The organism is Pyxidicoccus sp. M6 (assembly GCF_055568925.1).
In genome coordinates this window covers 13,036,746-13,055,017 of record NZ_CM145714.1, presented here as the reverse complement: position 1 = coordinate 13,055,017, position 18,272 = coordinate 13,036,746, and the positions used below count along the sequence as shown (strand labels likewise).

The 18,272-nt window shown below is 66.2% G+C and carries 13 protein-coding genes; 3 read left to right on the top strand and 10 right to left on the bottom strand.

The window, feature by feature from the left end; all coding sequences use genetic code 11:
* Positions 1-163: 163 nt before the first annotated feature.
* Together ACVTJA_RS51605 and ACVTJA_RS51600 are read left to right on the top strand one after the other, a co-directional pair.
* The gene (locus ACVTJA_RS51605) at positions 164-1,453 is read left to right on the top strand and encodes an AHH domain-containing protein (protein WP_465832205.1); all 1,290 of its coding nucleotides are present in this window, start codon (positions 164-166) and stop codon (positions 1,451-1,453) included.
* A 12-nt stretch (positions 1,454-1,465) separates the two neighbouring features.
* The gene (locus ACVTJA_RS51600) at positions 1,466-2,056 is read left to right on the top strand and encodes an imm11 family protein (protein ID WP_465832204.1); all 591 of its coding nucleotides are present in this window, start codon (positions 1,466-1,468) and stop codon (positions 2,054-2,056) included.
* On the opposite strand, the gene ACVTJA_RS51595 is transcribed toward ACVTJA_RS51600, so the two are convergent.
* The 8 genes from ACVTJA_RS51595 to ACVTJA_RS51560 all read right to left on the bottom strand — a co-directional run bounded on the left by ACVTJA_RS51595 (position 2,035) and on the right by ACVTJA_RS51560 (position 15,494).
* Positions 2,035-2,952, bottom strand: coding sequence for a restriction endonuclease (locus ACVTJA_RS51595; protein WP_465832202.1), 918 nt, complete (start codon positions 2,950-2,952; stop codon positions 2,035-2,037). The genes ACVTJA_RS51600 and ACVTJA_RS51595 overlap by 22 nt on opposite strands.
* Positions 2,953-2,954: 2 nt before the next feature.
* Entirely contained in the window at positions 2,955-4,529 is a 1,575-nt protein-coding gene (locus ACVTJA_RS51590) for a restriction endonuclease subunit S (RefSeq protein WP_465832201.1), read from the bottom strand.
* Positions 4,526-5,962, bottom strand: a complete 1,437-nt coding sequence (locus ACVTJA_RS51585; protein ID WP_465832200.1) for a class I SAM-dependent DNA methyltransferase — start codon at positions 5,960-5,962, stop codon at positions 4,526-4,528. The genes ACVTJA_RS51590 and ACVTJA_RS51585 overlap by 4 nt, the downstream gene beginning before the upstream one ends.
* On the bottom strand, positions 5,959-9,345 hold the full coding sequence (gene hsdR / locus ACVTJA_RS51580) for a type I restriction-modification system endonuclease (RefSeq protein WP_465832198.1): 3,387 nt from the start codon (positions 9,343-9,345) through the stop codon (positions 5,959-5,961). Before hsdR ends, ACVTJA_RS51585 begins: the two co-directional genes overlap by 4 nt.
* A gap of 184 nt (positions 9,346-9,529) precedes the next feature.
* Positions 9,530-10,864, bottom strand: coding sequence for a hypothetical protein (locus tag ACVTJA_RS51575; protein WP_465832196.1), 1,335 nt, complete (start codon positions 10,862-10,864; stop codon positions 9,530-9,532).
* Positions 10,861-13,053 (bottom strand): hypothetical protein, encoded by a 2,193-nt coding sequence (locus ACVTJA_RS51570; protein ID WP_465832195.1) that lies wholly within the window; start codon positions 13,051-13,053, stop codon positions 10,861-10,863. The genes ACVTJA_RS51575 and ACVTJA_RS51570 overlap by 4 nt, the downstream gene beginning before the upstream one ends.
* Positions 13,043-14,482: a hypothetical protein gene (locus ACVTJA_RS51565; RefSeq protein ID WP_465832193.1), complete on the bottom strand. Its 1,440-nt coding sequence runs from the start codon at positions 14,480-14,482 to the stop codon at positions 13,043-13,045. The genes ACVTJA_RS51570 and ACVTJA_RS51565 overlap by 11 nt, the downstream gene beginning before the upstream one ends.
* A 307-nt stretch (positions 14,483-14,789) precedes the next feature.
* Complete coding sequence (locus tag ACVTJA_RS51560; RefSeq protein WP_465832191.1) at positions 14,790-15,494, bottom strand: response regulator; 705 nt, start codon at positions 15,492-15,494, stop codon at positions 14,790-14,792.
* A gap of 118 nt (positions 15,495-15,612) precedes the next feature.
* Between ACVTJA_RS51560 and ACVTJA_RS51555 the strand changes: the two genes are divergently transcribed.
* Positions 15,613-16,434, top strand: coding sequence for an SDR family oxidoreductase (locus ACVTJA_RS51555; protein ID WP_465832190.1), 822 nt, complete (start codon positions 15,613-15,615; stop codon positions 16,432-16,434).
* Positions 16,435-16,478: 44 nt separating this feature from the next.
* Here the strand turns inward: ACVTJA_RS51555 and ACVTJA_RS51550 are convergent, their stop codons facing one another.
* Positions 16,479-16,910, bottom strand: coding sequence for a hypothetical protein (locus tag ACVTJA_RS51550; protein ID WP_465832188.1), 432 nt, complete (start codon positions 16,908-16,910; stop codon positions 16,479-16,481).
* Positions 16,911-17,083: 173 nt separating this feature from the next.
* Positions 17,084-18,271, bottom strand: a complete 1,188-nt coding sequence (locus ACVTJA_RS51545) for a hypothetical protein (protein WP_465832186.1) — start codon at positions 18,269-18,271, stop codon at positions 17,084-17,086.
* Position 18,272: the final 1 nt, after the last annotated feature.

The window sequence follows — 18,272 nt, the reverse complement described above, 5'->3', positions numbered from 1 at the left end:
CAGCTGACGCCTTCCGTGTCGCCGGTGCGTGAACGCCCCTCCATGACCGATGAGTCCCTGGCGCTGGGAGCAATGCCGGGCGCTTGGTATTCCGTTTTTCCGGATAAAGCTGATAGGTGGCGGTCCCACTCCCCGGTGGGGAGCTACGCCTCTGGGGGGCTTCATGCGGATTCACGAAATCGTTTTGCTGCTCGCGCTCCTGTCTGGATGCGCGACGACACGGGTCATCCACCTCGACACCGGGCAAGGCAAGCTCGCCTATACCCCGGTCGAGACCAATCCAGTCGAGATTGGAGAGGACGCGTTCAAGGCGGCACTCACGCGGCTCATCCTCGACATGCGTATGGACGTCGCGTTCCGCGAGACGGAGCAGGCGGACGAACGAGGATGGGCCAGGTCCAGAACGCTCCTCGCAATCTCGAAGGGCATCGTTGACTCGGGGACGGAGGGCTCCCCCGAGTCGTTGTACGCGCGCATCTGCCCTGACTCGGAATCATGCCTCCCCCTGGTAGGGGGGACGGGGTTACCGTTCGGGCGGAAGGACCGGACGCTGATGGCCTTATCCTTCGCACTCGATATCGTCTGGGAGAGCGTCGAGGCAGAGGTCGGCAAGATGCTGAACCCGGCGGTGCTCAAGGCGCTGTTGACGTCTGCTGCGCTGACCATTCTCCTTACGATGGCCCTGCCCGAGCCCGTCACCAAAGTCCTCACGGTCGCGTTGACCGCGGCCATGGTGGCCTACCTCGGTGTGATTCCGGTCTGGGAGATCGGCAAAGGCTTCGGTCGGCTGTGGGACGAGGCGGGGACTGCGACGAGCGTCATCGAGTTGCAGACCATCGGACACCGGTTCGGGCGCGTGTTGGGAACGAACGGCGCGCGCGTGCTGGTGTTACTTGTCACCGTGGCCCTTGGCGGAAAGAGCGCGATGGCGGCCCAGGGCCCCAAGCTCCCCGGCTTCTCCCAGGCGGCTCTGCGCGCGCAGGCCGAAGGTGGGTTTCAGCTCGCGGCTGCGCTGAACGGCGGGGTGCGCTCGATCTCCGTGTCGGCTACCGGTGTCCTCAACGTCGCGCTCGCTCCGGGAGCCGTCGCAGCGATTGCGATGTATGCGGACAATCAGATTCCGGGTGATGCAGACGGGCAGGTGCACCACATCTGCACGAACAAGAACACGAAATCCGCGGCGTCCGGTGGTCCCTGGACGCCAATCTGCGAGGCCATATTTGAAAAGGCAGGCATGAGCCTCGAAGACGTTGCAAACAAGGTGCGCCTCCGGGGACACGAGGGGCCGCATCCTGAAACGTACCACCGAAAAATCATGGGCCGCCTACAAGCGGCTGTTGAGAGTTGCGAGACCACGGAGGCGTGTCGGGTTGCCCTGACGGAGGAATTGGCGAAAATCGCAAGCGAGCTGCTTACCCAGGGTTCAGAACTGCGGGGCTACCTGGTGAAGTAGGAGGGCGAGACGGTGCGTCATTACTATTGGGTAGAGATTGCAAGTGTTCCGCAGTGGTTCATCGCAACACCTACGCTGGCATCCGGTGAGAAGCTCAAGGTGCCACAGATGTTCAGAGGGGGGCGCCGCCTTCCGGACCCGGGGCCCACCAAAGCTGCCGTGAAGCAGCAAGGCGAGAGACGCAGCTTCATGTTCGTTGGGGCAGAAGGCATCCCCGTCGGAAATGCGCAGGTCGCTAGCGTTTTCCGGGAGCTGGCGCCTGACGACGTGCAGCTTTTCCCTGTAGAGATTGAGGGGGAGGACGGACCGTACTTCATTGTCAATGTCGCCAAAACGCCAGACTGCATCGACGAGGCTCATTGCCGAGAGGTGCACGTCCATTCCAAGGAGGACTCAATCCCCGAGCGACGAGGAAACTACCGTTGGATTTACGGACTGCGGATTGACCCTTCGAAGACAGAGGGCTCGCATGTCTTCCGACCGGCTCGATTCACGCCTGCATTCATTGTTTCAGAGGAGGTCAAGGATGCTCTCGAACGGGTTGGTTCGTTGGGGGTGTCATTTGAGCGCGTGACAGACCCTCACTCCTCATCGCCGAAGTAGTCGAGGTCCAGCTTCTTGACCGTGTATGTGGCGACCTCGGTGACCCCAACCCCGTGGTCAATCATCAGCTTGGCCAGTTCTCCGCCGTCGATGAGGACGATCTTCTTTTCGATCTGCCGCACGTAGTCGCGGGCTTCCCGGCTGAAGTCCGAGGTCGTGATGAGCACGCCCTTCCGGGCCCGCTGACCCTCGAGGCTGCCCGCGAACGCCTGAACCACGGGCCTGCCGACCGTGTTCGTCCACCGCTTGGCCTGGATGTAGACGACATCGAGCCCGAGGCGGTCTTCCTTGATGATTCCGTCGATGCCCTCGTCGCCGCTCTGCCCGACGGCCTGCCCTGCGTCCTTGCGGGAGCCGCCGTAGCCCATGGTGACAAGGAGATCGACCACCAGCTTCTCGAAGAACTTCGGGTCACAGGCCTTGATGCGGTCCAGGAGCTCATCCGCGAGGCGCTTCCGCAGGGCCTGATAGCTCTCTTCGAGAATCTCCTCCGGAGTCTCTGTGGCTGACGGAAGCTCTGGTGCGGACGACTCTTCCTCAGCGGCGTCATGCCGAAGTGCCGCGAAGGCGTTGTACTCCGGGAACTGCTCCAGGAACTTCATGTCGATGCGGCTCGGCTTGCTCTGGAGCACCTCCTGGCCACGGGGCGTGATGCGGAAGCGTCCGCGCCCGTTTGGCTCTATGAGGCCGGCCTTCTGCAAGTAGGTCTTCGCCCAGCCGACTCGGTTGTGGAGCCGCCGCTGGCGGCCACTGGGGAGCAGCTCGTTGCGCTCCTCCGCGGTGGCCTTGAACTCCACGGCGAGGGCTTCAACAGCCTCTCGGAGCGTGTGGTCCTTGCCGTCCTGGGCGAGCCGGAGGACCGGGAGCATCGCACTTTGGAAGTCGGGGATGGGCATGGTCAGGCGACCTTGGTGTCTCGGCGCCGCTTCGAACGGGCTGGCGTCTGCTGTTGTTCGGCCTGCTCTCGTTGGGCTCGGATGCGCTCGATGAGTACCGATGCCGGTTCGTCAGTCGGGTTCTGGGACACAAGTTCCCCTCGGAAGGCCTTGGCGAGGATTGATTGCTCCAACTTGTCGAGGTGTTGGCGCTGCTCGACAGTCTGGACCTTGTCTGCGCGGGCAAGAGCGGCAGCAGCCCGTGTCACCATGAGCTTCATCTCTTCCGCTGGTGCAATCGGGATGGCCAACTTGCGAACGTGCTCAATGTTCAAGCGCTGGACCGCGTTCCCGAACCTGAACTTGTCGTACTGGCTCCTGAGAATGGGCGAAAGAAGTGCAAGGCGAAGGTACTCACCTGATAGCCAATCGGGCGGCCGAAGCCGTGCGGACGACTGGGTGATGTTTCCGCCGTCCAGTTCGTCCGGTACGACAATCACCTTGCCAATCGTGCCCACAATTGAAAGCACGATGTCACCGCCTCGAAGGCTCGCCCTTTGGTACTGCGCCGCAATTGACGGTGACGTTCTCTTCATAGACGTGAAGTCGATCGTCCCGTCGGAGTTCATGTCTACGGGCCGGATATACGGCACGCCGCCTTGCACATCATCACCTGGGAGGATGATTCCGTACACTACAGGTGCATTGAGCGGGCAAACCTCTTCGATTGATGCCCAGGCCCAACCGCTGGGCAGTTCCTGCAAGTCGCTCTCGTCGAGCTGTGCCGGCTCTTCGTACTTCGTTTTCCATTGATTGTCTTTCGGCACCTTGCCTTTGGCCCGCATCCGCTTCAGCTCTGCCTCTTCCCAGCGGTGGCGGCGCTCGGTGCGGAGCCGCTCCAGGAACGTCGAGGCGGGCTCCACATCGAGGTTCTTCTCTCGCCAATCCCGAGTCAGGTCGCCCCGGAACGCGGCTGCGAGCACCGACTGCCGGAACCGCTCCAGCAACGCCGGGATGGCGTCCAGGGCTTCCTTCGCGCGGCGGCTGCGGGCCAGGAGGGCTTCAAGCTTGGCGACGATGCGGCGCTGCTCGTTTAGCGGTGGCACTGCGACTGGCATGTCCAAAAGCTGTGCGGTGTTGATGCCATCTCGTGTTGCGCCATGATTCACATGACGGAGGTAATGTCGAACGCTGGGCGCACCCCGAACATAAGCTAGGAACAGCTTCGGTTCGTATAGACGGCGGGAGAGTCGTAACCGCATCAAGTGGTAGTTGAAGAGTGCGCCTTCGAGCGAAGCCGTAACGAATCCCGCTCGTCCAACCGACGCCATACGTGAAAAAAGGAAATCGCCTTCGCGGAGCTGGTAGCGGGAGAGGTCGTTGGCGGCCTCCTCTCTCACGTACATCGCCTTTCCTAAGTCGATGCCATTTTCGGTGAGGCATCCGATTGTTAGGACCGGGATCCCGTGCTTCGCGAAAGCATCCTTCGAGAGATTCGTACCGAACGGTCCGGTTAGGACTGGTTGCTCGCCGTCCTCGCCGAGGGCATGAACTGTAGTCCACGCCCACCCGGGCGGAAGGTGGGGAAGGTTCGTCATGGGCGCCCCTCCGATCGACCCATCAGAGCGGTGAGCGCTTCGATCTCCCCCAGCGCAACCTGAAGCTGTTCCATGATCTCGCCAGCGATCACCTCTGGCTCAGGGAGGTCATCGCCGTTTCCAAGTCCCTCGTTCTTGAGCCAGAGAAAGTCTAGGTTGTCGCCCCGGGCCTTGATGTCCTCGCGCGTGAACTTCCGGAACCGACCTTCGACACCCTGGTCCTTGCGCTTGCTCTTGCCGTGGGCGTCATCGCCGAACGCCTTCTCGAAGTCCTCGAAGTGCTCGCGCAGGAACGGCGTCCGCTTCCCGTAAGCAGGAGCATTGGTCCGCATGTCGTAGAACCAGACGGCCTTCGTGTTGCCCTTGTCCGTCTTGCCCCGGGTGAAGAACAGCACGTTGGTCTTCACTCCCTGCGCGTAGAAGATTCCCGTCGGCAGACGAAGGACCGTGTGCAGGTCACACTTGTCCATGAGGTCGGCGCGGATCTCCTGACCGACGTTCTCCTCGAAGAGCACGTTGTCCGGAACGACGACGGCCGCGCGGCCTCCAGGCTTCAGGCCCCGGTAGACGTGCTCCAGGAAGGCGAGCTGCTTGTTCGAGGTGGGGAATGTGAAGTCGTCGCGCTCGGGCTTGCCGCCGCCCTTCTTGGTTCCGAACGGCGGGTTCGTGAGGATGATGTCCGCCTTCGGCAAGTCGCGCCCCACGGGCGAGAGCGTGTCGCCAAGCGTCAGGTCTCCCTCCATGCCATGCAGGGCCATGTTCATCAGGGCGAGACGCCGAGTCTCCGGAACCAGCTCCACGCCGTAGAACGCCTTCCGGCGCTGGAACTCCTGCTGCTTCTCCGGGAGGTCGAAGTAGTTGTCCGTCTGCGCGCGGACGTACCGGTCGGCGGCGATGAGGAACCCGCCAGTGCCTGCTGCCGGGTCCTGCACGGTCTCACCCGGCTGCGGCTTCACCACGGCGATCATCGCGTCCACGAGGGGCCTGGGCGTGAAGTACTGACCCGCACCGGACTTCACCTCCGTGGCGTTCTTCTCCAGGAGCCCCTCGTAGAGGTCACCAAGGTTCTCCCGTTCCACTCCGTACCAGTCGAGCGCATCGAGGGACTTCACTAGCGCGTTCAGGTTCTTCGGGTGCCGGAGCGAGGTGTTGGCGTTCGCGTAGATGTCCTGCACGCGGGCGCTGCCGTGGGTGCCGAGGTGGAGGAGCAGCTCCCGGTAGAACCGGAGCTGTTCCATGCCATCCCGTCTGGCAAGGTCATCCCAGCGGTAGCCCTTGGGGAGCTGGTCCTCACGCCGGGTCTCCTTCGCCATCTTCAAGAACAGCACGAAGGCCAGCTCGGCGACGTACTGGTGGTAGGTGACTCCGTCTTCGCGAAGGAGCGAGCAGAGGTTCCAGAGCTTCTGTACGAGGTCGTTCGCGTTCGTGTTCATCCCGTTGCCTTGCCACCTTGTTGCCAGAGGGCGTCGCTCAGGTCAGCAAGTACCTGCTCCAGCCGGCCATCGAAGACCTTGTTGATGTGCGTGAAGCCGCCGCTGGCCTCGAACTGACCTCGATTGAAGGCGTCCTTGTCCATGACGGTCTCTGCCTTGAGCGCCTTGGCAATCCGCTCCAGCCACTGCCGCTGCGGTGGCGTCCAGGCGTTCGACTCCATCACCTTGCGTAGGGCGCGCTCCACGCGCTCGGAGTACGAGACCAGCGCTTCCCCCAGGGCCCGCTGGCGGATGAAGCCGATGATGGAGGCGGCGATATCCTGGTTGGTCATCTCCCGCCAGGCCGTCTGGAGCGAGGCCTCGTTGTATCCGGCCTTGTCGAGCGCGAGCTTCAGCTCCTTGAGCTGCTGCCGCGTCAGCTCGCGGGGCCGCTGGCAGACCACCATCAGCGCCGGCAGCACGTTCTGATTCTGCCGGATGAAGGTCCCGAACTCGTCCAGGTAGTCCTTGGGCCGCACGCGACCGGGCCCGTAGCCGCGCTCCACGGACTTGAGCTTGTCCTCATGGGCGCTCACGTAGAGGACCGGAGCCGGACCCATGGCGGTGTCGAGAACCTCCACCACCTGCTTGTGGGCCGAGAACCAGGCCGCGACTTCCGCCGGGGACTTCTTGCGGAGGAAGGGCAGCACCTCTCCGACGGGCATCCCGGCCGCCGCCTCGAAGGGCTCGGCCGACTTGTCCTCCAGGACCCGTCGCTTCCGCCGCAGCTTCACCACGAGCTGGTCGATGACCTGCTGTTGAGCCTCCGCGTCCTTGACGCTCAGCAGCTCCTCGACGAGCTGGGTGAACGTGAAGGAGGGGTTCACGACGACGGGCTTCATCGACGTGAATGGCTCCAGTGCACCGTAGAGGTCCACTGCATCGAAGATGCGGAAGACCTCCTTGCCGATTTCGTCGCAGCGGCGGGTTCCCCGGCCCAGCATCTGCTCGTAGAGGATGCGGCTCTTCACCCTGCGCAGGAACACGAGGTTCACGATGGGCGGCACGTCGATGCCCGTGGTGAGCAGGTCCACGGTGACGGCGATGCTCGGCTGCTTCTCGTTCTTGAAGCGGCGGATGAGCTGGAGAGGCTTGTCCGAGCTGCCGGTGATTTTCACGACGGCGTTGTCGTCCACCCCACCATATCGAGCGTCGAGTGCCTTCTTGAGGAGGGACACCACCGTGTCCGCATGAGAGTCCGTGGCGCAGAAGATGAGCGTCTTCCCGTCGCCGGCAGGGTCGATTTGCCGGGCCAGCTCCTCGCAGACGACCCGGTTGAAGTTCTCGGTGATGACCCGGGTGTTGAACGAGTCCACGTCGAAGGACAGCTCGTCCTTCATGTGGATGAGGTCGAGCTGCTGGGTCCGGGTGTTGTAGGTCGGGACCGCCGAATCGGCGGCCCAGCGGATGCCGCTCTCGGACAGCTCCGTCTTGATGCGGATGGGCGGCTCATGGTCCACGAGCCAGCCGTCGATGACGGCCTCCGTGTACCTGTAGGTGTAGATGGGGTCGCCAAAAATCTGGGTCGTGTGCAGCGCGGGCGTCGCCGTGAGACCAATCTTCACGGCATCGAAGTGGTCGAGGACCCGGCGGTACGTGCTGATGTAGTCGTCCTGGCTTCGGAAGCTCAGCTCCGAGTCGCTCATCTCCCGGTCGAGCGTGTAGCCGCGATGGCACTCGTCCACCACGATGCAGTCGTAGTCGTCCACCCGCGGCTGCTCGCCGTCCTCGCTGTAGAGGATTCGTTTCACCATCCCCTGGACCGTGGCGAAGTGGAGTTTGGTCTCGGGGTCCGGTCGAACATCCTCCATGCCCTTCACGTTGAAGATGTCCGTGAAGGTCTGAAGGCTCTCCAGGCGCGCGTGCTTGAAGGCGTTGATGGCCTGTTCCCCGAGGGCGCTCCGGTCCACGAGGAAGAGCACCCGGCGGAAGCGCCGGGTCTTCACGAGCCGGTACACGAGGCCGATGAACGTGCGCGTCTTCCCGGTGCCCGTGGCCATGGCGATGAGGCAGTCGCGGCGCCCCTTCTCGAGCGCCGCTTCGACGGCCTGGATGGCGTTGACCTGGTAGTCGCGCAGGCCGAGGTACCCGGTCGGCTCCGCGTGCAGCGCCGCTTCGGACGCACCCCGGTCCTGCTGGAGCAGCTCCCGGAGGCCCGCCGGGGAATACCACCCGGCGAGCGCCCGGGGATGGTTGGTGGGGCGCCGCCCGTCGAGGAAGTGGATTCCGCTCTTCAGCTCAAGCTGCCGCAGGTACGGCCTGCCGTTCGTCGCGAAGAGGAACGGCACCAGGTACTTGCCCCAGGGCCCTCCGGGCAGCACCTCTTCGCCCTGGCGCTGGTAGCCCTCGCTGTACCGCTTCGCCTGCTGGATGGCGCCCGCCGCATCCTTGCGGCGACGCTTGGCCTCGACCACGGCCAGCACGTCGAGGCCGGCGAAGAGGACGTAGTCCGCCGGGCCGCTCGCGGTGGGCCACTCCGCGATGGCCAGGTTGCGGCCACGCTGCGGCCGGGCGCCCGCCGCGAAGGTCAGGTTCTGCGAGTCCGCCTCCCAGCCCGCCTGACGAAGTTGTTCGTCGATGAGCTGCCGCGTGTCGGCCTCATCCAGGTCCAGATCGGTACCGGCGGCCTGCGCCCGCTTGACCATCAGGTCGAGCTGCTGGGCGGGCATCGTCACTGCCTGGACCTGCGCCGCATCGAGGCGGGCCTTGAGCTTCGCTTCGGCCTCTTCGGCGAGCGCCTGCCAGACCTCGCGCTCCTCGGCGTCTCTGCGTGCCCGCTCTTCGGCGCTGAGGCGTCGCCGGGCTTCTTCCTCGGCTGCGGCCCTGGCTGCCTCGGCGCTGAGCTTGACCTGCTCGAGGTCGCCCCGGAGCCGTTCCAGTTCCTGTGCGAGCGCCTTGGACTCCTGCGCCGGGTCGGGAGGCGGGATGAACGGACCGGGGCTGAAGCTGCGCTCCTTGCCGAAGCTTCGGTGGAACCAGACCGCCAGCACGCGGGCAAGCTTCAACGCGTGGAGGGCCTGGCTGTGCGTCCCGGTGGCCTCATGTGCGGCGACGTTCCCGGTTCGACGCAGGTCGTGGAGGACCTGACGGACCTCAGGGGTCAGCGCGCCGCGTGAATCCAGGGCCCGGATGAGGTCCACCTGGCTCTGGTCTGCGGATGCGAACAGGCCGAGGTTCGCGGCGGCTCGCTTTGCGAGCACCTCCGCGAACTGCCGGAGCTTCATCAGGCAGGTGTTGGGGTCTTCCGCGAAGTAGCGCTCCGCCTGGGCCCCCAAGGCAACCAGGAGCGGGTCGTGGGGGCGCAGGAACTCGAAGTTCGAGGAGCGCGGCTGAATAGCAGGCACGCAACGATTCTACCTCTATTCAAAACTTCCCGGGACTCCCGTCTTGTGGGTCGGAATTGCACCTCGTGGTTCAAAGGCGCCTCTCTCAGCCACGAATGCACTGTCGTGGTACGTGAAGTCCCTGCTGCGGAACTACAGGGAAGATTGCAGACACTCCCAGCGTGCGGGTGGATGATGTCTTTGCTCAGGAGCGGTGCCGCTCCGCCTCGCGGAAGAATTGCGTGAGGGAGTAGTCCAGCAGCGATTGGTGGGACTGCATGTAACGGCGGGCACGGAGGAAGGGCAGCCAGACTCGGCTGCCGACGCGCACCTGGGATTCCTCCAGCTTGTTGCGCGGTATCCACTGTCCACCGAGCCTGCGCACGAGCACGTTGCCCAGGTATGCCCCTACCGCGGGTGTCACCCGCTCGTCGATGAGCTCGCGCACGTACCTCTCTGGGATGTTGTTGCGCCAGAGATGGAAGTCGATGTCCGTCAGCGCCTCGGGCGTTGCCTCGAAAACGGAGGGCACCTGCGCGTGGAGGACCACCACGAGGTACTCCGCGAGGTCGCCATACTGACTCCGGACAGCGTCCGGGTTCTTCACGTCCGTCGGCAGAGCAGAAGGGAGCCACTCGTCCGGTTCGGGCGGCCGGTACGCGTTGAATTCGGCAATCCTGCTCTGCTTCTCGCTGATGACGAACTCGTCAGGCAAGCGCGAGAGAAGTGGCGCAACGTCCGGGTGGAAGCGCGGCTCGACAGGGGCCAGGGCTACGCTGCGCGCTCGTAGGGTGCGCAGCACGGTGTCGAAGTCCAGGTCCGGCCGCAGGTGAACATGCGCGCGAGCCTGGGCGACGCGCGCCTCCTCGCTGGCGAAGTCCGCGGCGGTGGGCCACGTCACCAGGAGAACCGAGCCGTTGGGAAGCTCTTCCACCCGGTGGGCCGGAGTGGACAACACCCGCTCCCGGCCAATGGCTTCCACCAATTGGGGGCCGAAGACGTTCAGCCAGAACACCTCGTAGACTTTGTCGAAGCCATCGCGTCGCGACGTTCTCTCATCACGTCCGAAGTCGGGGGCGTCCGCCAGTTGCCGGTCGGCCATGCTGTGCGCCACGGCATAGGTCACTGGGAAGTAGGCAGCCCATGAACGGACCATGTCGACAAGGTTGCGGCTCTGAGCCGCCCCTTTGAATGTCGAGAGCGGTTGAACCGCAATCGAGATACCCAGTTCGGGAGGAAGAGGCGGAAACGCAAGGTTCAACGTCATGTCCAAAGCAGGTGGACTTGCGCGATAGAGCCCGATTATCACTCTCTTTCCCCCACGCTCTTCGTCCAGCGATTTGAAGACGGAAACGCGCGAGTATCGACGTCGCCGTTTTCCTTCGACGACCTCTGGCATCCATTCGCCAGCATTCGCTTCAAGCGCCTGGAGGAAGGGCTCGAGAACGGATTCAAGCGCCGCATTCCGGTCGTAGCTTGCGTCGAAGAAGACCCGAAGGCGGTCTTCCGCCTCCAAGTCGTTGAACTTCAGTACCTTCATTGGACTGACACCTCCACCCCGGCGACGTCACTCTCTACGCCCCTCGCTATTCCTTGGAAAGCATCAGAATCCTTGGACTTCAGCATGCCGCCCTCGTAGATGAGGTGGACCCTTTGAACGCGGGCCTGCTGTCTCAGGCCATCCCGAAGGATGTTCAGCGTCTCGCCGTAGTACCTCAAAGAAACTGTCGCATCCGAGGTCATCTGCGCCTGGAGGGCCTTGTCTTCGAGTTGTGAAAGGTCCCGGCTCTTGAAGCTGAACGTCTCCACACGGGGAGGCCGGTCGGCCGCCTTCCGCCCCTCGATGACGAGCACATCCGCGAAGCGGATGTCCGCCTTCGCCACGCCCACGTGCGTCTCGATTCGGGGCTCGTCGAAGTCCTTCAGCCAACGGCGCTGCGCACGCGGCCGAGCCGCATCCTCCTCCAGGAGGGAGAACATGCGACGCTCGAATGCCAGCCCGCGGGCAAACTCCCCGCGCATCCGTTGATAGCCCGCCCACTTCAGTGGCCCCTTCTGCGCTACGCCCTGCTCGATTTCAACGGCCCTCCTCTCGAGATACGACAGGTAGTCGGGCCAGAGCGGATGCACCTCGGCACCGGGAGGAGCCGTCTTGAGTAGCGCTTCGCGATGCTGCTTCAGGACCTCCACGTCCATCGGCAGGCGCGGCCCGCCAGCCTCGGCCTCCACCTGCCGGAGCTTCGCCTCGGCCACCTCGGGGGCGAGTCCAGCGGACTCTGGCGACAGGGCGGACGCGGTGATGCGGCTCTTCCCGGTGCCACCCCGCGCGGACGGAGCGCTCGGGCGCTCGCGATACGCCTCCGCCAACAGGGCCTGCGCCTTCGGCACATTGCCTCGGGTTTCGTGGATGGCTATCGCGCCCTCCAGTCCCTCGGCCGCCACGAAATAGCCAATGGCACGCTCGCCCCGGATGAGCGCGCTGAGCTCGCGAGCCGCATCGCCTCCGAGCCTTTCCTCCAGGTCCTTCACGACGGCCTTCAGTGCTTCCGCATCGAGCGCCGTCAGTCGCGCCAGCCCGCCTCGCCCGGCGCCGCTGGACTCCGCGATGGCGCGAGCCCCCTTCCCTCCGGCGTACAACGCCACCGCCAATGCGGCCGGCGCCAGCTCTCGCGTGGCCTGCTCGTACCTGCCCTGGTACGCCGAGTACGCCCCGTGCCCTGCGCCAGCCACGAGGTGGTAGAAGCCCATCGGCACGCCAAACGTCAGGTGGTCGAAGGCCCCAAGCGCCGTGCTTCCGGGCGCGTAGTGCCGCTCCATCAGTGCCCGCTCCACCTCGTCGAGGGCGGCCCGGTAGGGGGGCGGTAGTTGCTCTCGCTTCGCGGTGAGCTCTTGGTACCGAGCCCCGTCGCTCAGCGAGGAACTGGAGAGTGCGTCCCGGCCCGCGCGCCCCAGCCCTCGGAGCACATCCGCCGCGTGCTCTGCTCGGTCGGGGTACTCGGCGAGCTTCAGGCCACGCCGCTGCAGTTCCTCACGGACAAGGGCCATCTGCCCCAGCGTCTCGCCGAGCTGCTTGTCATCCGTCAGCAGGCGCAGGAGCTGGCGCAGCTCATCGTCGAAGGAGGAGTGGAGGACGAAGAGGGCAAAGACTTCCGCCCGGAGAAGGCCGTACTTCTCGGTGGCACTGACGAGAAACGCGGCCCGCTTGCGGTTGAGAATTCCTGAGGACTTCGCGTCCAGCGGACCCAGGGCGCCCAGCCGCACGGCATTCCAGTCGGAGAGGGACTCCACCAGGCGCGGCATGTCCACCGCGCGCTGCAGGGCGACGAAGGCCGCGAGGCTGGTACACCCGAAGAAGGGCGCCAGCACCTCCTCCTCCGAGTCCAGGTGTGGCCAACCGGAGGGCACGTCACCGCAGAAGAGCGCCCGGGTGCCGGACACCCTGAGCGGAGACACCTCCCCCACGGCCGCCCCCTGCGCGCGTGCTGGCTGGCGACCGCGGAGCAGCGTCGCGCCCCCTCCCACCTCCGTGTCAAAGGAGGCCTCGGGCCCGGTGCTCTCGGGGAGGCTCGCGGTGGCGGTGTCCCTCAGCTGCCGCATGGGGGACAGGAGCGAGGGATGCGAGAGGCTGCCACCCGGACCGGGCCTCGGGGCCTGCGTGGCGCAGCCGGTGGTGAGCAGGGCAACCAGTACCAGGCCCGCCCCACGGAGCAGCAGAGGCTCAGCGCGCATTGTCCACCCCCATGCCCACCGCGACGAAGCCGCCCGGGCGCAGCGCTCCCTCGGGTGTCGGGTACAGCAGCGTCCCGCCCTGCCCCTGCGCGTAGAGCCTTCCACCCAGGAAACGCCAGCGCACCTCTCCCGCCGCCAGGTAGCGAGTGCCCGGCTGGCACGCGCCCACCGCCAATCCCCGCAGGGCCACGTCCAGGTTCCGGTTGAAGAGTTGCAGCCCGAGGCGCCCGTCCGCGTCCACCCGGCCCCAACTGAAGGCCTCCACGCCCAGCATGACGTGCAGGTGCCGCTGCACCACTTCCCCCAGGTGCACCGCGTCCCACCCCAGCAGCAGCTCGCCGTAGGCCGAGTACCCCTCGGGGAAGGAGGCCTCCGCCAATGGCAGGCCGGAGGTGCCCGCGGCCTGGAAGCGCGCCAGCTCGTAGTCGGGGCCGAAGTAGCCCTGCCGGAAGCCCCCGTGCTGACGGCGCACCTCCAGCCGCGCACGCATGTCCAGCGTCGAAGAGAGTGCGTCCACGCCCAGGCCCGCCACCGCGCCCCACGCGCCGCCCTCTCCGGGACGTCCTCCCCACCCGGCGAACACCTGCGCATCGAGGGCGCCGCCCGGGCCTCTTCGCACCACCAGCACCGCCGTGCCGTCCACGTGCGCCAGTGTCACGGGTTTCGACGTCCCGCCCGCCGGTCCCCAGTCATGCACCGCAGACAGCGCCAGCGTGTAGCGCCCGGGCTGCCGGGGCCGGCCGGCGAGGACGTGCTGCACGTCCAGCGCGACTTCCCCACCCATGAGACGTGCGCCAAGGACGTCCGAGGTAAACGCCTCCACGTACAACGGCCCAGCCGTCGCGGTGAGCACCGCCCCGGCCGGGTGGTAGTCCGGGTTGCCCCGGTTGACGTAGTGCCGCACCAGGTGCCCGGACAGCAGGCTGTAGTTGTCCAGCGCGCCTCCCCAAAGGGCCACCCGGGACGACTCATTCCCCAGCCGGAAGAAGCGCACCCACTGCCCCCAGTCGGACAGCGTGTCCCAGTCCTCCTTGCGCACCAGGCCCGCGCCCTCACCGCCGCCCCACAGCCGCAGCCGCACCGGCGCGCCCAGGTTGAAGCCCAGCTCCGGGCCGCCGTCCAACACCGCCGTGGGCTCCACCTGGAGGAAGCCTTCATTCTCACCAACGCCATGCCGTGGCAGCAGCGTCAGTGTCGTGGCCTCCATCCGCAGCAGGTACTTCCGCTGGCGCCGCGTTGACGTGGGGGCGAACGAGTCGGGCTCGGACTGGTCGTCTTCAGGCGGCTCCGCGAAGGCCTCGGCGTCTGGCTCGAGGACGAGCGTCTCGTCCAGGTCCACGCCAACTGGCGTGGTGGACTCCTGCGCCCAGCTCACCCAAGGCAATAACAGCAGCAGCAATACGGCGGTCCAACCGCGCTTCATGCGCATACACGCCTCCTGTGAAGGCCCCCCGGCGGGGAAAAGGGACAGAGATTCCCCGGCCGGTCCGACAGGGCGCCGGGCCGGTGGTGTACCTGTTGGGTGCAATGGGCCTCGCGCCATGGCGAGCCGTGCGGTGATGAAGCTGTCGTGGAAGTGGCGCTCAAGCCGAGGGGAAAAACACCGCGCTGAAGCTGCCTCGTTTGCGCGGACTCCCATTCGCTGTGCGAAAGGGCCCCCACGATGCCGAAGACACGTCCCCCGTGATGTTGTCCCAGCCGGTTGGATTGCCGCCGTGCTTGAGGTCGTGTGCCGGTCAGTCCGGCGCGCAGAAGTAACCACGGCCGCGCACCGTCTTGATGATTCGGTGCGGCGGCTGCTCGTCACCCAGCTTCCGGCGCAGCTTGGAGATGCGCATGTCGATGGAGCGGTCCAGTCCATCGTGCTCGATGCCGCGCAGCGCGGAGAGCAAATCATCGCGCGTGAGCACCTCCGGCGCGCGGCGGGCCAGCAGCCACAGCAGGTCGAACTCCGCGTCGGTGAGCAGCACCGGCTCGCCCGCGAGGCTCACCGTGCGCAGCGTCCCGTCGATGCGCAGGTCCACGGACGGAATCCACCGGCTGTCGCGTGACTGCGGCGAAGCGGCCCCGCGCGTGGAGCGCCGGAAGAGGGCCCGCAGACGCGACAACAGGACATGGGGGCGCACCGGCTTGGTGAGGTAGTCATCCGCGCCGGTGTCGAGCGCCACCACCTCGTGGATGTCCTCGTCCTGCGCGGTGAGCATGAGAATCCAGCCGGAGTAGAGGTCGCGGGCCCGCCGGCAGACCTCGATGCCATCCATGCCTGGCAGGAGGATGTCGAGGATGAGGCAGTCCGGGGGCTCGCTCCGGAGTGCGGCGAGCGCGTCCGGGCCGTTGCCCACGCGGCGCACCTGGTAGCCCTGCCCCTCCAGGAAGGAGCTGACCAGCCGGGCCAGCCGTTCATCATCTTCGACGAGGAGGATGCGCGAAGGGGGTTCCATGGCGTATTCCCGGAGCGAAGGACGGGCGACTCCCGGTTACAGTCGGCCGCCAGCAGCTTCAAGCACCAGGAACACACGGTGAAGTGACACGTGTCACCCGCCGCTCATGGAGACTCACATGGCCGACCTCAAGGGAAAGACGCTCTTCATCACCGGCGCCAGCCGCGGTATCGGCAAGGCCATCGCGCTCCGGGCCGCCCGGGATGGAGCGAACATCGTCATCGCCGCGAAGACGACGGAGCCGCACCCGAAGCTGCCCGGCACCATCTACACGGCCGCGGAGGAAATCGAGAAGGCCGGCGGCAAGGCGCTGCCCTGCATGGTGGACATCCGCGACGAGAGCCAGATTGCCGCCGCCGTGGCGAAGGCGGTGGAGACGTTCGGCGGCATCGACATCCTGGTGAACAACGCCAGCGCCATCAGCCTGACGGGCACGCTCGAGACGCCGATGAAGCGCTTCGACCTGATGCACGGCATCAACACGCGCGGGACATTCGCCTGCTCGCAGGCGTGCATTCCGCACCTCAAGAAGTCCAGCAACCCGCACATCCTCAACAACTCGCCGCCGCTGAACATGGAGGCACGCTGGTTCGCGCCTCACGTGGCGTACACGATGGCGAAGTTCGGCATGAGCATGTGCGTGCTCGGCATGGCCGAGGAGCTCAAGTCGGACGGCATCGCGGTGAATGCCATCTGGCCGCGCACCGTGATTGCCACGGCGGCGGTGCAGAACCTGCTGGGCGGGGATGAGACCATCCGCGGCGCCCGCTCGCCGGAAATCATGGCCGACGCCGCGTACGCCATCCTGACGAAGCCGAGCCGCCAGTTCACCGGCAACTTCTGCATCGACGAGGACGTCCTCCGCGCCGAGGGCGTGAAGGACTTCGACAAGTACCAGATGGTGCCGGGCGCGGAGCTCTTCCCCGACTACTTCCTCTGAGTCGCCGGGGCGTCGCTCCGGCGCGGACCGGAGCGGCTCCACCGTCAACCGCGCCGCGACCTCACCTTGCGGCGCGTGGCGCCCGTCTTCGTGGCTCGCCGGATGGCGGTGTTCCTCGTCGCCGCGGCCTTGCGCGCGGCGGCGGCGCCCGTCTCCCGCTTCAGCACCTTCCTGCCGCCCGAGGTCGCGCTCTTCTCCGCCCCGCGCGCCCCGGTGCCCAGGCCCCGGGTCGTCGCCGCGCTCTTCGCCGTCGTGCGGGTGCCAGTGGCCCGCTTCGCCTTGGACTTCACCGACGTCTGCTTCGTCGGCTGCTTCGAGCGCGCGCCGCTCGCCCGGGGCGACGGACTCTTTCGCGCCACCTCCCCGCGGCCCAGGCCCCGGCGCCCACTGGACGGCGTGCCCCCGTACCCCGACGCCATCGTGTCCGTGATGCCCTGCGGCGTCAGCCGCGTCTCCTCTCCATACCTTCCCTGCATCTTCGTGCCCCCTCGAAACGGCTGCGCTTCACGCAACCCCCCACGCGGAGCGTAAGCAGCGTGTGCCGCCGTGCGGAGTCCCCGCACATGACATCTCTCGCCACCGGACGCGGGCCTGCCCCGCCGGTCGAGGCGCCACGAATGTCGCTCCGCCTTCGAGGACGAACGACGGTTCACTCGGCGCCGGACGCGCCGAACACAGACACCTCACGCAGGTATGAGAACTGGCCCGCGCCCGTCTCGCCATTCGTGTACGTGGCGGTCATCCGCAGCCGGATGTGGCTCACCGCGGGCGCATCCGCGGACAGCGTCACGTCCACGTACTGCTCCTGGTCGGACATCCGCGCCGGGTCATCGTTGTAGGGCGGGTAGTCCAGGACACGGTAGGAGATGGAGCCGTCCCCCAGCGGCAGCCACGTCTTTCCATCCACGGAGCCCTCCACGTAGAGCCTGTCTGCGTAGGCCTCGAGCCCCCGCACGATGACCCTCCCGGGCCGCACGGGTTGCTTCAACTGGAGGAAGAGCTCCTTGGGCAGGGGGTTCTCGTTGACGGCCACCCGGGCGCGCTCGAGCTTTCCATCCGTGAAGGGGCACGTCTTGAAGCTCCCAGTCGTCACCGAGCAGCCCGCGCCACGGCTCGCGGGCACCACGGGTGCGAAGGACAATGGCACCGGAGGCGACTCGGAGACGGCGTCGTAATACAGCGTGTTCTTGAACCAGTGGCGCGAGCCTCGGGCCCGGGCCTGCACGCGGGCCTCGCGAGTGAAGTCCTCCAGCATCTCCGGCCTCAGCCAGGGCTCGCGCTCGCCCACGTGGACCTGCCAGGCGATGCCGTCCTCTCCGAGAAGGCGCACGAAGTACTCCGGCTCGGGGAGGTCCGCCGTGGGCTGCACCGGCTCCCAGGACAGGCGGACGCCGCCCGCCTCGTCCACGGTGTGCACGCGGCTGTTCCAGGGGCGCAGCGGTGGCAGGTCCATGTCGCTGGCGAACTCGAAGGAGAGGAAGTCCCTGCCTCCATCCGCACGCGGCAGGTGGAGCTGGAAGAGGGTGTCGGACGTCCACGGGTGCGGGTGCTTCAGATCGTCCGCGCCGACGTCGCGCGCGGTGACGTGGTGGAGGAAGAGGCCGTCCGCGTCCGCCGTCACCTCGGCCCAGGGCTCGAAGCGCGTCGAATAGAGCTCCTGGTTGTATTCGTTGTAGTGGACGTCCACCTTGCGCGGGCGCATCAGCGTGAGCGGCCCTCCGCGCCAGGGCGAGCCGTCCGCCTCCAGCGCGGTGCCGGACAGGTAGATGGGGTCATCCGGCTCCAGCGCGCAGCCGGACAGGGTGAGGCAGAGCGGAAGCAGTCGCGACAGTCGCATG